This window comes from Chromohalobacter canadensis (genome assembly GCF_034479555.1).
Taxonomy (GTDB): Bacteria; Pseudomonadota; Gammaproteobacteria; order Pseudomonadales; family Halomonadaceae; genus Chromohalobacter; species Chromohalobacter canadensis.
Map to the genome: position 1 here is coordinate 1,153,376 of NZ_CP140151.1, position 13,500 is coordinate 1,166,875.

General features: G+C 54.8%; 14 protein-coding genes and 1 pseudogene. 3 read left to right on the top strand and 12 right to left on the bottom strand.

Going from position 1 to position 13,500, the window contains the following annotated elements:
• Positions 1-290 precede the first annotated feature (290 nt).
• The 3 genes from SR908_RS05505 to SR908_RS05515 all read right to left on the bottom strand — a co-directional run bounded on the left by SR908_RS05505 (position 291) and on the right by SR908_RS05515 (position 3,125).
• Positions 291-1,097, bottom strand: coding sequence for a TIR domain-containing protein (locus SR908_RS05505; RefSeq protein ID WP_246919333.1), 807 nt, complete (start codon positions 1,095-1,097; stop codon positions 291-293).
• 459 nt (positions 1,098-1,556) lie between these two features.
• Positions 1,557-2,000, bottom strand: a complete 444-nt coding sequence (locus SR908_RS05510) for a hypothetical protein (protein WP_246919330.1) — start codon at positions 1,998-2,000, stop codon at positions 1,557-1,559.
• A 108-nt stretch (positions 2,001-2,108) separates the two neighbouring features.
• Complete coding sequence (locus SR908_RS05515; RefSeq protein WP_246919327.1) at positions 2,109-3,125, bottom strand: Kiwa anti-phage protein KwaB-like domain-containing protein; 1,017 nt, start codon at positions 3,123-3,125, stop codon at positions 2,109-2,111.
• 791 nt (positions 3,126-3,916) lie between these two features.
• On the opposite strand from SR908_RS05515, the gene SR908_RS05520 reads away from it, so the two are divergent.
• Positions 3,917-4,171 (top strand): site-specific integrase, encoded by a 255-nt coding sequence (locus SR908_RS05520; protein WP_246919324.1) that lies wholly within the window; start codon positions 3,917-3,919, stop codon positions 4,169-4,171.
• Between the two features lie 215 nt (positions 4,172-4,386).
• On the opposite strand, the gene SR908_RS05525 is transcribed toward SR908_RS05520, so the two are convergent.
• The 5 genes and pseudogenes from SR908_RS05525 to SR908_RS05540 form a co-directional block, all read right to left on the bottom strand.
• Positions 4,387-4,521: a hypothetical protein gene (locus SR908_RS05525; RefSeq protein WP_281504709.1), complete on the bottom strand. Its 135-nt coding sequence runs from the start codon at positions 4,519-4,521 to the stop codon at positions 4,387-4,389.
• Positions 4,522-4,630: 109 nt separating this feature from the next.
• Positions 4,631-4,834: pseudogene (locus SR908_RS16745) on the bottom strand (hypothetical protein); the annotation flags it as partial.
• Positions 4,815-5,297 carry a hypothetical protein gene (locus tag SR908_RS05530; RefSeq protein ID WP_246919321.1) on the bottom strand — a complete coding sequence of 161 codons (483 nt, stop codon included), beginning with the start codon at positions 5,295-5,297 and terminating at the stop codon, positions 4,815-4,817. The gene SR908_RS05530 and the pseudogene SR908_RS16745, both read right to left, overlap by 20 nt.
• Positions 5,298-5,383: 86 nt before the next feature.
• A complete protein-coding gene (locus SR908_RS05535) occupies positions 5,384-5,956 on the bottom strand; it encodes a pYEATS domain-containing protein (protein WP_246919319.1) in 573 nt (190 codons plus the stop codon).
• Positions 5,957-6,040: 84 nt separating this feature from the next.
• Positions 6,041-6,634 carry a hypothetical protein gene (locus tag SR908_RS05540; protein ID WP_246919316.1) on the bottom strand — a complete coding sequence of 198 codons (594 nt, stop codon included), beginning with the start codon at positions 6,632-6,634 and terminating at the stop codon, positions 6,041-6,043.
• 186 nt (positions 6,635-6,820) lie between these two features.
• Between SR908_RS05540 and SR908_RS16750 the strand changes: the two genes are divergently transcribed.
• Positions 6,821-6,973: a phage integrase N-terminal SAM-like domain-containing protein gene (locus SR908_RS16750; RefSeq protein ID WP_378075560.1), complete on the top strand. Its 153-nt coding sequence runs from the start codon at positions 6,821-6,823 to the stop codon at positions 6,971-6,973.
• A gap of 197 nt (positions 6,974-7,170) precedes the next feature.
• On the opposite strand, the gene SR908_RS05545 is transcribed toward SR908_RS16750, so the two are convergent.
• A complete protein-coding gene (locus SR908_RS05545; RefSeq protein WP_246919312.1) occupies positions 7,171-7,914 on the bottom strand; it encodes a TetR/AcrR family transcriptional regulator in 744 nt (247 codons plus the stop codon).
• Positions 7,915-8,088: 174 nt separating this feature from the next.
• Complete coding sequence (locus SR908_RS05550; RefSeq protein WP_246919309.1) at positions 8,089-9,246, bottom strand: transposase; 1,158 nt, start codon at positions 9,244-9,246, stop codon at positions 8,089-8,091.
• A gap of 147 nt (positions 9,247-9,393) precedes the next feature.
• Between SR908_RS05550 and fabF the strand changes: the two genes are divergently transcribed.
• Positions 9,394-10,659: a beta-ketoacyl-ACP synthase II gene (gene fabF, locus SR908_RS05555; protein ID WP_246919306.1), complete on the top strand. Its 1,266-nt coding sequence runs from the start codon at positions 9,394-9,396 to the stop codon at positions 10,657-10,659.
• A gap of 129 nt (positions 10,660-10,788) precedes the next feature.
• Here fabF and adhP read toward each other — a convergent pair whose 3' ends face one another.
• Both adhP and exaC read right to left on the bottom strand, forming a co-directional pair.
• Positions 10,789-11,817, bottom strand: a complete 1,029-nt coding sequence (adhP, locus tag SR908_RS05560; protein WP_246919302.1) for an alcohol dehydrogenase AdhP — start codon at positions 11,815-11,817, stop codon at positions 10,789-10,791.
• Positions 11,818-11,949: 132 nt separating this feature from the next.
• Positions 11,950-13,470 carry an acetaldehyde dehydrogenase ExaC gene (gene exaC / locus SR908_RS05565; RefSeq protein WP_246919300.1) on the bottom strand — a complete coding sequence of 507 codons (1,521 nt, stop codon included), beginning with the start codon at positions 13,468-13,470 and terminating at the stop codon, positions 11,950-11,952.
• Between the last annotated feature and the right edge of the window lie 30 nt (positions 13,471-13,500).

The following is a 13,500-nucleotide window of genomic DNA, read 5'->3' on the forward strand; positions in this document are numbered from 1 at the left end:
CTGGCTAGTTCACTCACGACGAGCCAGTAGCAGCCCAACCCCCGCACTTCCAAGAAACCCAGCACAGATCCTATTGAACAATTGACGCATAGCCGGACGAGAAAACCAGTGGCGCAACACCTTACCGATTCGATCAGGTGTTGCACTCAGAATTTGCGGCCAAGGTGTGACTATTTAACGCTGGCGTAACCCGCAAGGCCTGGAGCGCAGCGGAAGGCCTTGTCGGGTTCACGCAATAGTTGGGCGTTCGCTTGGTTGGATCGACAGGCGTGGCTCCCGAAATACCAGATTTACCAGGGAAGGGCAATGTTATAGCCGCAAGCGCGTAGCTCTCGCGCAACCTCCATTCGCCATGCGCCGTTCAAATCCAAAGAAACGTAAACAACGCCGCTGATGTCGTTGGGAGTCTCGATTTCGCCCTTAACTAAAGCGCATACATTTTCCCTTCCAAGCTTTGCCATTAGGTAGCCGTGCTCGAAGACTACATTCTGCCGAGCCCTCAATCGCGGCGGAACATTCGACTCGGGGACACCACGCCCATGATCGCACGCTGTGTATAGCACGATAGCGAAGTCCGCATCACTCGCGTAGCGCTCGATCTTCTCGATGATTGTCATTCCTGAGCTTGCTTGCTCATGAAGAATGATTGCCTGAAGGCCTAACCCCTCAACAAAGCGACCAACCTCTTGCTTGGCCTCGTTGTCGCGCCCATGGACAATAAACACTTTCCGCTTGTTCCGCGGTGTGGGCGTGACCTCAACCGTGGGCTTAGAGGTTGGAGGCTGAGGCTGAGGCGCTAGAGCCTCCTGCCCAAACTCAAGGGCATCAAGGGCCGGAGTAAACTGCTCAGAAAGAAAGGTGCGACGTTCAGCGTACGTTGAAAACTTGGGCTGGATGAATCCCCAGAACGACTCTAGGTTCCGATGAAGCTTTATCCAGCCTGGTAGCAACGGGGCAACCTTGCCGTTGCTGAGCAATTCATGCCGCAGCCGTTCGTACTCTTGCGAATCCGCCTCCTTGCCTGTCGCATGAGCCACGAGTAGGTTATGAAGGTAGCTTACCTTCTCAAAGTCATTGTCTAGAAACTCTATACTCACAGATACTCTTCCTTGCCCTTAGCGCAAGCCCTCCACATGAGGGTTTCGATGCACTTCGTGCTCAACGCAGAACTAAGCGGCGGAGCGGTAGCGGTTCGTTAGGTAGCTCAATCGCGTCCGTCGCCGACATAGGTTCCATCGGGCGCGAGAATAGGATTGCCGCCAACATACGTGCCGTCCGGCGCTCGTTGCGGCCTTCCGCCTACATACTTTCCATTCGGCGCTAGTTGAGGCCTGCCACCTACATAAGTCCCGTCTGGTGCAAGATTAGGCTGTCCGCCGACATACTCACCATTCGGAGCAAGCTCGGGGAAACTTCCTACGTACGTATTTTTGGGTGTGAGATACGCATTTCCCATCTTTTTCTCCCTTATTACCTAACGCCCAGCGCAGCGGGCAAATTGGAGCGACGAAGGAGCGGAAATTTGGTCCGCCTGCCGCTGCTTGTTAAGTACGTAGCTAGACTCGGAGTAAATTAGCCGTGGCTTTCAAACTGCCAGAAATTTCCAGAACCCTTTGGCTCTGCAAATGTCTTTTGCTCTTTGACCAAGGCGGCTTTGATTCCAGCACTAGCCCCCTTTTCATGTCAATAACCGCAACGCCAGGAACAGCTTCGACATGGTAAAGCCAGAAGAAAAGCTTATCTGACGTTTTCTTATCTACTATTTCTTCAGATAGCGACTGTATTTTCGTAATATATTCTGTTAGCTCAGCACACTGCTGAACGGGATGCTCTCCTTGAGAAACAGACATCCCGATAGCTTCTATACATGCCGCGATTCTCTCTAGAAGATCTGCGAATCGAATCTTTCTCGCCTTATTTTCTGCACTCGACAAGGAGAACACCTTGTACGCAGTTTCGGCAAAAAACTTAGGTAGCCAAGACAAAATCTCTAAGTTCATCGAAGCTCAGCTCCCTCTTCAGTACTTAACGCCCGCAGCACGCGCGGCTTTGTAGTGAAGGCAAAGCCGCAAAGAAAAAACCGTCGCTGTGCCTCCGCTTGTTATGAATTAGTAGTTGACTGGCAACAAACGTCCACCATTAGTCCCATAAAAATCACCGGAAACCATACCTTGCTTGTAGTAATCGTTAAGCAGCTTAACAAAATAACCGACGTCATTTTTATCTTCCAACAGAAGCTTTCCTTCTTCAGTTGTCTTCAACTCTTTTCCTTCAAACTTGTGAAGAACATCTTTCATCTTGTCTATTTCTTCCGGATTAAGCTTATGATGATGCCCTTTCTTCGCAATGTTAGACAGTGTTTTCAGCAAAGACTTACTTTCTTTTAGCAAAGCCTCTATATGCTCAGCACCCTCTATCAGCTCAGTGGCTTTAACGATATCGATCACATCATTGGCCGCTTCATGAAACTCTTCTTCTAAGCCAACAATATTTTCAAACCCTGATTTCTTAAAAACAAAAAACTCTTCATCAACAAAGATGCAATCCAGCTTATCATCAAAAGTTATACTTTCCTGAAGCGAAGCTTTTAGTTCAGCAGTAGTAGAATCAAAATATGAAGAAACCTTTTCTTTTATCGTTTGACTTTGGTCCGTTACGACTTTGCCTTTCGATAACTTTCTAAACATCAAAAAACAACCTTTAGGGCCTGTGATTTTCAAGCAGTAAGCCCACAGATTATTTTTAACGTCAGAAAGAGATGTTATAGAGTTGCTTGAGCCTGGAATTATTTGATTATTAACAACATCTGAAAATGATAGAGCATTATTCAAAGCATATGCATAAAGCTTGTTTGGCAGATCATCAGAGATCACATCATAAGGCACTAGGTCATAGCTCTCTGACTCCATCACCTTATCAAGCTGCTTTGCTAAATTTTTGACAAAAAACTCTTCTAACTCTGGAGAAACATCAGACCTCCAAGCTTTAAAACAGTATTTATCGACTACCTTTGCAGACTTGGCGATTCCGTCTTTTACTTCTCTTGTAACAAAGAACAGGTTCAAAGATAAAGACTTGTCTTCCAATATTGACCTTGCTTTAGACAACTTGTCATTAACTATCACTTTTCTCTCCTTCCACTGCAAAATAAAGCTTATGCCCCATGCTTCTAATTTTTATTTCGTCATCCTCTTCTAGGAATTTGCTTCTAGATAAAATCATGCCTTTTCGCTTTCTTTTGCTTGACATATCTTCATATTCAATTAGATACAAGGAATAAAACATACTTATAGTAGGGTTAATGAGAAGCATTGATGAATTCGAATATATAAGATAAGTAACCAAAAGTAGAACGCTAACTGCAAATACATTTGTAATGCTTGACAGATCTTGAAACACAAAAGGAATAACATATGTAAAAAGGTACGATATAGACTCACTATTTTTATTCTCTATATCAACAACCCTTACTAAAACACCGCTCGATCTTGCCCTCCTCTTTATGTTTGGTAATAAAAAACGGAGTCCAAATAGGCCGAAAAAAGACATCAACACAAGGACCGTGACTGCCCCAAAGTAGCGAATATAATTTAATAGATAATCATAGCTTAAACCTCCCCAAACTAGGTGGTCACGATATTCATATAATTGCGTAAAACACATTATCAAAAACAAAGGTATATAGGACACAAGAAATAGCGTCAGTTTTGCACCTGGTTTTAACTCATACCTTCTTTCACCCATGCCCGTTGTCCAAAGTTTTCGATTTATTACAAGTATTAGTTAGCACGCTCAATTTATCCCGTGAATGAGCACGCGCGTTCAATAATCTTATCCAGCTCACCATTGCGCATCTTACCCATGAATTTTAAATAGTATCCATAATAATTCGGCGCGTTATGCAGGATTCGCGTACTTGCAAGCTTTATTGGGGTTGAGGGTGAAGCGCTACAGCCCTCGCACCATGAAGACTTACTGCTACATGATACGTTATGTCATTCGCTTCAATGGCTTGCGTCATCCCGCCAGCATGGAAGGCCCCGCGGTGAAGAATTTCCTGGAGCGTCTTGCGGTACAGCGCTATGTGACAGCGGCCACGCAGAATCAGGCCTGGGAAGCTCTTATGTTCTCTATCGGCATGTACTGGGAGAAGCTTTACCAGAGTGCGTAGCCAGCTGGGCTGAGACCTGGGCAGGACCTTCAGGAACGCTACCCCCTACCTGTGCATGGGGCGATGAGCGGCTGTCATCCATGCGATAGTCTCTGCGTACTGCTTGGTCATAAGTCTTCTTAAGTAGTCTTTGCTGTACCGTAACCAGCCGTTACAGGGAGAGCAATGCCCACGAAAGGATAAAGCGCAAGGCATTTCACGCTGGGGGGGTGGAGCTACTGGCTGACGTCGCCCAGCATTCTGTCCAGTTCGTCCTGATCGACGCCGAGCATCTGCAGGATGTTGCGCTGGACGGCTTCGAGGATGTGCTGGCGCTCTTGCTCGCCGGGCAGGCTCTTGGCAAGGGCCACCGCGCCCACCAGAGAGGCGAGGATGAAGCAGGACTTGTCGTCGATGGTATTCCTCTCGATACTCCTTTCGCCAGCGTGACAGCATGAACGGGTGAATATCCAGCGCTTCCGCTACCCCTTGGACGCTTCGGTGAGCCTGATGGCTCCACTCGGCCACCTTCACCTTGAACTCAGTGCTGTAACGATGCGTCTTCTTCCCCGTGATTATTACGGGCATCGGTTTCTCCTCCGCGGGAGTTATCGATGCGTGTCTACTAAACCGGGGGAAGTCCACGTCGCATTTGACGTGTTTTTTAGGAGCTTTTACGGCCATACTTCCGTACTCCTAGATCAAATATTTTTGTATCTAAAACGAAGGTTTCCTTCATACCATCCGCCATTACTGAAGGCCACATGAGTTCGCGAGAAATCATTGATTCAATCGCCGATGAGCGGACAGGCAACCCATTTACTTGACTCCAAGTAAGAACGCTCCCGCCAGCCTTAACAAACGACTGAACCACCTCTAGCTCTTGGCCACTAAGCTTGCCGAAAAGGTAAGAAGCGCACTCTTCGTCAACCCTTCGCTCTCTTTCTCTCTTGTATGAGTCATTGAAACTTGTAGCTACTATTCGAATAATAGGGAAAGCGATAATCGATGCAAAAGCAGCGATAACCCAGTCATTTATAAGAATGTAAATGGCTAAGCCAACTACGCCGGTCAGTGAAGTAGCAATACTCCTTCCAAAGTCACTTTCGGAGTAGATGCGATCTGCCCATTTCTCGATGGCTTTCATTGTGCTCCTAACGTCTGAGCTAAGCGGCGCACCTTTGGTGCGTCCGGTGGAGGCCCGACAGGGCCGGAACGTACTTGAGCGATTCGTTAGCTGCGACCTTCAAAGACGCGTCCCATCTCAAAATCAATGTAGCGGCTCAGCCGAACAACGCTTCCGTCTCCCATCGTGACACGACACGTACAGAGGAATGGTCCATATGCAGATGTGGCAACACCAAGCAATCCGTCCTTGGGAGTTTCGGTGAAGACCTTATTGTCCCAGTACTTGCCGAGAAAGAACTCTGCCTTTTCGATATCATCGAAATACTGGGATTTGTGTCTTATGAGGTATATGAAGATGTCATATTCCTGACCCTCTTCATCCGACGGCTCAATGATATGTGTTAGAAATAGGCCGCAGTTACTTTTGTAAATTTCGTCGCGTTCCTTTGACCAGTCATCCTCCGGGGGGTTAGCGTCCGGACCGCTAGGGGACACACGCTCGAGGTTCTTCAGATCGGCGCCAAGCTCTACCGGCCCAGCCCTAAAAGAGCTCCCAGCGCGAATTCTTTGTCGAACTGCGTCAAACAACTGCTGCAGCTGAGAAGTGAAGGAATGAACCAGGTAAAGGATTAATCCGACCCAAGCTAAGGACTGCAGCAGTGGTACCCAATCATTCATTTAGTCATACCTCGAAGCAGCTAACGCCTTGGGTAAGCCGCCGGGACGGAGCGCAGTGTAGTACCGGTCGGCTTCACCCACTGGTTAAGTTTTGTCTGCGGCTGCCACAAACAGATCATAATACTTCTCAGCCTCTTCCTCTGGTCCCAGGGCAACATCTATAAGCATTTGGAGGCTCCAGACTGGCCCAGGAATCACCTGATCCAGATCTAAATCGTCTGGATAGGATTCCGGATCTATTGCCATTTCAAAATGCTCGAACCACCACATTTCGATCTTTCGTAACAGCGCCACCATTTCGTTGAATGCTTCCGCAACGTCGAAATCTACCCCACTGGAAGCGAAAGAAAGCATTTCGTGTGTCAGCGTGTTACGGCACTTTTTAACGTGTTCAAATTTCCCCATGTCCTCATCATTGATGGCGTCCATTACCTGCAGCCACCTCAATGACGCGTAGACGGGACTTCTATTCAGGGAAAGAACCTTTTCTTTGTATTCTTGGCTGATAATCGGTCCATCCTGATCAAACCCGTTCGTAAAGAAACCTTCGATCTTTTCTACAATGCTGCTTTTCAGCATTTCGAAAGCCATCGAGAATATTGATGCTGTAATGATGTTGGTTTTGAGGGTTTCTGGGTGAAGAGTCCGTTCCCAGGATGCTCGTATTTTTTCATCCATGACCGATCCCGATGTAAACTTAACAGGTATTAGATAGCGCGCTTGTTTTGTCACTTGAACGAGCGCGCGCGTTCAAGAAATCTTATCAAGCCCGCTTTTTCGCACCTAAACCCATTGATTTCACAACACACTAAGCATAATGAGGCGCGTTATGCAGGGTTCGCGTGCTTGCGAGCTTCATTGGGGTTGAGAATAAAACGCTACAGCCCTCACACCGTGGAGGCTTACTGCTACTGGATACGTTATTTCATTCGCTTCAATGGCTTGCGTCATCCCGCCAGCATGGGTGGCTCCGAGGTGAAGACTTTTTGGAGCATCTTGCGCTACAGCGCTATGTGACAGCGGCCACGCAGAATCAGCCCCCAATGCTCTTGTTTCCTCTATCGGCATGTACTGGGAAAAGCTTTACCGAAGTGCGGGGCCTATTGGGATGAGAGTGGAATTATAGAAACGCTACCGCCCCTACCTGTGCATGTGGCGATGAGCGGCTGTCATCCATGCGATAGTCTCTGCGTACTGCTTGGTCATAAGTCTTCTTAAGTAGCCTTTGCTGTACCGTAACCAGCCGTTACAGGGAGAGCAATGCCCACGAAAGAATAAAGCGCAAGGCATTTCACGCTGGGAGTACTGTCGCTACTGGCTGACGTCGCCGAGCATGCTGTCCAGTTCGTCCTGATCGACGCCGAGCATCTGCAGGATGTTGCGTTGGGCGGCTTCGAGGATGTGCTGGCGTTCTTGCTCGCCGGGCAGGCTCTTGGCGAGGGCCACGGCGCCCACCAGGGAGGCGAGAATGACGCGGGACTTGTCGGCGATGACGTCGCGGTCGGGTTCGAAGGGGAGTTTCTTGAGGCGGCTGAGGCGATGAGTCGAGTTTCCAGCATCTTCTTCATCCGCAGGTAGGAGGCTTCGAAGAGCGTGCGGATCTCGGCGTTCTCGTTGCCGATCTCGTTGAACAGCACGGTCTCCGGCCCGGGTTGGTGCTTGCGTTCCAGCTCCTGGAGATTCCAGCAGTTGGAGACCAGTTCCGTGAGGTGCTTCACCGAAAGCGGCCCCTTGACCAGCCTGGCCGCGCGACTGCTTTCCAAGGTGTCTCGCACCGAGGCGTGGTACAGCGCTTCCTTGGAGGCGAAGTGTGCATAGAAGGCGCCGTGGGTCATCTTGGCCAGTTTCATGATCTGGCCGATGGAGACCTTCTCGAATCCTTGGCGGCTGAACAGTTCGACGGCCGATTTAAGGATTCGCTCGCGCGACCTGGCCTTGCGATTCGTCGAGTCGGACATGGCGACCTCACGCTGCTACTCAGAATAGGTGCTGAATACACGCTGAATATTATCTTGTTGGCATCCCCTCCGCCTGAAGTCGGAGGATTCCCAGGTTGTCGCCTTCCCGGTTCCTGCTTCACTGCCCGTTGCCTTCGGTGATGGCACCGCCGGTCTTACACAGGCTCCACAGGCCTAGCCTCCCGTGTGCCCCACGGTAGTGTTCTCGTGATGGCGGAGCTTGTCGGCCCTCGCCAGGATCGCCTTGCCAGCTTGCAAGATGTTGCGGGCGGCGTTGACGTCGCGGTCGATACCTTGGGTGCCACAAGCCGGGCAGTCCCAGTTACGGACGTTCAGCGGCATCTTGTCGGCAATATGGCCACAATGAAAACAGCGCTTTGAGCTGGGGTACCACTTGTCGATCTGAACGAAATCGCGACCGTACCATTCAGCCTTATACGTAAGCTGGAGGGTGAGTAGGTGCCACCCCACATCGCTGATCGCCTTGGCCAGTGACCGGTTCTGGAGCAGGTTCTTGACCTGCAAGCTCTCAGCAGCAATGACTTGGTTCTCGTGAATGAGCTGCGTGGTGAGCTTGTGGGTGGCATCGCGGCGCTGGTCGGCCCGCTTGGCATGTAGCCGTGCCACCTTCAGCCGAGCCTTGGCCCGGTTGCTCGAGCCGCGCCGCTTGCGCGACAGCGCCCGCTGAGCGTGGGCCAGCTTGCGCTCGGTCTGTCGGATGAAGCGCGGATTGGGGAACTTGGTACCGTCGCTGGTGATGACGCGGTGCGTCAGCCCCAGGTCGATCCCGGCCATCTTCGGCGTCACCGGCAGCGCCAGCTGTTCTTCCTCCACCAGGAAGCTGACGTGGTAACGCCCGGCAGTATCCAGGCTGACGGTGATGCTGGTGGGCTCTCCCGAGAAGCGCCGGCTCCAGCGGATGTTAAGTGGATCTTGCTGCTTAGCTAGCCAGAGCTGACCATCGCGCCAGCGAAAGCCGTTGGCCATGTAGGTGGCCGACTGCTTGCGACGCTTCTTCTTGAAAGCAGGATACCGCGCCTGGCCTTTGAAAAAATTGGCAAAGGCCCGATCCAAGTGTCGTAGGGACTGTTGCAGGCAGACATTGGATACCTCAGCCAGAAACGCCGTCTCCGGTTGCTTCTTGAGGCTTGTGAGCGCCTTGGCGGTGGCGTTGTAGCCCATGCGCTCCTGACGCTCGTACCAAGAATCCGTACGTTCGCGCAGAAAGTGATTATAAACGTAGCGCACGCAGCCAAAAGTCCGGGCAAGTTGCTCGACCTGCTTGGGCGTTGGGTAAAAACGATAGCGGTATGCGCGCAAGACGGTAACCATGCATTTAAATTAAAGTGCTATATTTAGACAGTCAAATAGAGGCGCTGTGACGCGCTTTGCACTAGAAGTACGAGGTTTGACGCGCATTTTGATCATATCAAGCCCGGTGCTAGCGTGGCGTAAATTCCAACAGTTCAGGACACTCGCATGTCATCACCGCTCGTTATCACCGGCATGGGCATGGTCAGTCCCCTCGGTTGCGGCGTCAATGCCAGTTGGGAGCGCCTGCTGGCCGGCCGCTCTGGCGTTTCCTCGATCACGCGCTTCGAGACCGGCGAGCTGCCTATCAAGGTCGCGGGCACGGTTCCCGGCATGGAGAGCGACCCGGAAGCGGGCTTCGACCCCGACCGCGTGGCCGATGCCAAGGAACGCCGCAAGATGGAGCTGTTCAGCCTTTATGCCATGGCCGCCGCCGAAGAGGCGCTGACCCAGGCGAACTGGTTCCCATCAAGCGATGAGGACCGATTGGCCACCGCCACCATCGTGGGCTCCGGCATCGGCGGCTTCCCGACCATCACCCAGGCGCAGGATACGCTAACGACGCGCGGCCATCGCCGACTCTCGCCGTTCACCGTGCCGGCCTTCCTGGCCAACTTGGCGGCGGGCAATGTGTCGATTCGCTATGGCTTGCGCGGGCCGTTGGGCTGCCCGGTCACGGCTTGCGCGGCGGGCGTGCAAGCTATCGGCGACGGCATGCGCCTGATCCGCAGCGGCGAGGCCGAGGTGGCCCTGGTGGGTGGCGCTGAGGCCTGTATCGACCCGCTCTCGCTGGCCAGCTTCCATGCCATGAAGGCGCTCTCCACCGAGCAGGAGGCGCCCGCCAAGGCGTCGCGTCCTTTCGATCAAGCCCGCAACGGCTTCGTCATGGGCGAAGGCGCGGGGTTATTGGTGATCGAGACCCTGGCCCACGCCGAGGCGCGCGGGGCAACGCCGCTGGCCTTTCTCAGCGGCTATGGCACCAGCGCGGACGCCCACCACATCACGGCCGGGCCGGAAGATGGCGCCGGTGCCGCGGCCGCCATTCGGGCCGCGCTGCGGATGGCAGGGCTCGCGCCCGAGGCCATCGATCACATCAACGCCCACGCCACCTCGACTCCAGTCGGCGACCGGGCGGAGATCGCATCATTACGCAATGCGTTTGGTGACGCTCTGCCCGGCATTCCGATCTCCGCCACCAAGTCGGCCACCGGCCACCTGCTCGGCGCCGCCGGCGGCGTAGAGAGCATCTTCTCGGCCCTGGCGGCCATCCAGGATCGCCTGCCCCCGACCCTGAATCTGGAACACGTCGACGCGGACCTGAGCGATCTGAACTTCGTCTCGGGCGAGGCACGCGAGCACCGCTGCCGGCACGTGCTTTGCAATGGGTTCGGCTTCGGTGGGGTGAATGCCGCGCTGATCGTCAGCAAGGCCTGAGCGCTTTTCGGACTCGGTCCAGGCACTTCGGATCAGGCTCAGCCATCACCCACAAAAATGCCGCTTCCGGGGAAGCGGCAAAGCATGAGTCGGACGCGACTCAGTACGTGGAAGCGAAGGCATGGCGGCTCAGCCCGTCATGTCCAACACGATCCGCCCTTCGATCTTGCCATCGATCATGCGCTGGAAGACGTCGTTGATATTTTCCAGCTTCTCGGTGGCGATGGTGGCCTCGACCTTGCCTTCACCGGCGAAATCGACCGCTTCCTGAAGGTCTTGTCGAGTGCCGACGATGGAGCCGCGTACGGTGATGCCGTTGAGCACCGTATCGAAGATCGGCAACGGGAAGTCGCCCGGCGGCAGGCCATTGAGCACCAGGGTGCCTCCGCGACGCAGCATGCGTTGGGCCTGATCGAAGGCCTTGGGTGACACCGCGGTGACCAGCGCGCCATGAGCACCGCCGACCTCGCGTTTGAGGGTCTCGGCCGGATCGGCCTTCAAGGCATTGACGACAACGGTGGCCCCCAGGCGCTCGGCCAGCGCCAGCTTGCCGTCGTCGATATCCACCGCGGCCACGTTAAAGCCCATGGCCTTGGCATATTGCACCGCCATGTGACCGAGACCGCCGATACCCGAGATCACCACCCACTGGCCAGGACGGGCATCGGTCATCTTGAGTCCCTTGTAGACCGTCACGCCGGCACACAGCACCGGCGCGATCTCCAGGAAGTCAACGTTGTCGGGTAGCCGCCCCACGTAGCCGGCATCGGCCAAGGTGTAGTCGGCGAAACCGCCGTTCACCGAGTAGCCGGTGTTCTGCTGTGACTCGCACAGGGTCTCCCAGCCCCCTAGACAGTGTTCGCAATGGCCGCAGGTAGAATAGAGCCACGGCACGCCGACACGGTCACCCTCCTTGACGTGCTTGACCCCCTCGCCCACCGCCACGATATGGCCGACGCCCTCGTGACCGGGTATGAAGGGTGGGCTGGGTTTGACTGGCCAGTCGCCGTGGGCGGCATGCAGATCAGTGTGGCACACGCCCGAGGCGGCTATCTTGACCAGGATCTCACCCTGCTGCGGTCGCGGGGTCGCGACCTCCTCGATCGCCAGCGGTTCGCCGAACTGGCGTACCACGGCAGCTTTCATCGTCTTGTCCATTGTCATTTCCCTCGGTTGGCGGGCAGCCGAACGCTGCGCGCCTTTGAGTTCGCCGAAGCCGTAATGGAACGGTGACTGCACTATTGATAAAACGGGAATGCCGTTCGGGGCACTGCCCCGAACGGCCCAGGCTCAATAAAGCCCCATCGGGTCGTCGCTGTAGGAGACCAGCACGCATTTCACTTGCTGGTAGTGATCGAGCATCAGTTTGTGAGTCTCGCGGCCGATGCCTGATTTCTTGTAGCCGCCGAAGGCGGCGTGCGCGGGGTATTGGTGGTAGCAGTTGGTCCATACGCGCCCGGCTTGAATGCCCCGGCCCATGCGATAGGCGCGATTCATGTCGCGAGTCCAGACCCCGGCGCCTAGGCCGAACTCGGTATCGTTGGCGATGGCCAGCGCTTCTTCTTCGTCCCGGAAGGTGGTGATGGCGAGCGTGGGGCCGAAGATTTCCTCCTGGAAGACGCGCATGTCGTTGCGGCCCTTGAGAATGGTGGGCTGCACGTAGAAACCACCGGCCAGCTCGCCCTCGAGCGTGGTCTTGCCGCCGCCCAGCAGGCATTCGGCGCCCTCCTCGCGGCCGATGTCCATGTACGAGAGGATCTTGTCGTACTGCTCCTTGGAGACTTGCGCGCCGATCTGCGTTTCGGTGTCCAGCGGATCGCCCTGACGAATGGTCTTGGCGCGTTCGATGGCGCGGGCCATGAACTCGTCGTAGATCGACTCGTGGACCAGCGCGCGGGAGGGGCAAGTGCACACTTCGCCCTGGTTGAAGAAGGTCATCAGCAGGCCTTCGATGCACTTCTCGGCGAAGGCGTCGCCATGCGAGAGCACGTCCTCGAAGTAGACGTTGGGCGACTTGCCGCCCAGCTCCAGCGTGGCCGGGACGATGCGCTTGGCGGCATTGGCCATGATATGGCTGCCCACCGGCGTGGAGCCGGTGAAGGCGATCTTGGCAACACCTTCATGCGTGGTCAGCGCCTCGCCGGCTTCTTCACCAAGACCGTGCACCACGTTGATCACGCCCGGCGGCACCAGGTCGGCGATGAGTTCGAGGAAGATGTTGATCGAGGCCGGCGTCTGCTCGGCCGGCTTGAGCACCGAGCAGTTGCCGGCAGCAAGCGCAGGCGCCAGCTTCCAGGTCGCCATGAGGATGGGGAAGTTCCAGGGGATGATCTGGCCCACCACGCCGTAGGGCTCGTGGTAGTGATAAGCGACGGTGTGCTCATCGACTTCGCTGATGGTGCCTTCCTGGGCGCGCAAGCAGCCAGCGAAATAGCGGAAGTGATCCGCCACCAGCGGGATGTCGGCACCGCTGGTTTCACGGATCGGCTTGCCGTTGTCCCAGGTTTCGGCCACGGCGAGCTTGTCGATATTCTGCTCGACCCGGTCGGCAATCTGAAGCAGCACCTTGGCGCGCTCGGCGGGCGCCATCTTGCCCCAGGCGGGCGCGGCCTTTTGCGCGGCTTTCACGGCGCGGTCGATATCCGCCGCGGAGGAGCGCGGTACCTGACAGAAGACCTCACCGGTGACCGGGGTGATGTTATCCAGATAGCGTCCGTCGGCGGGCGCCACCCACTCGCCGCCGATGAAATTCTCGTAACGCGACTTGAAGTCGACGACGGCACCCGGGGTGCCGGGACGTGCGTGAATCATGGCGTGTCTCCTTAGGCGAATGCGCCGGGG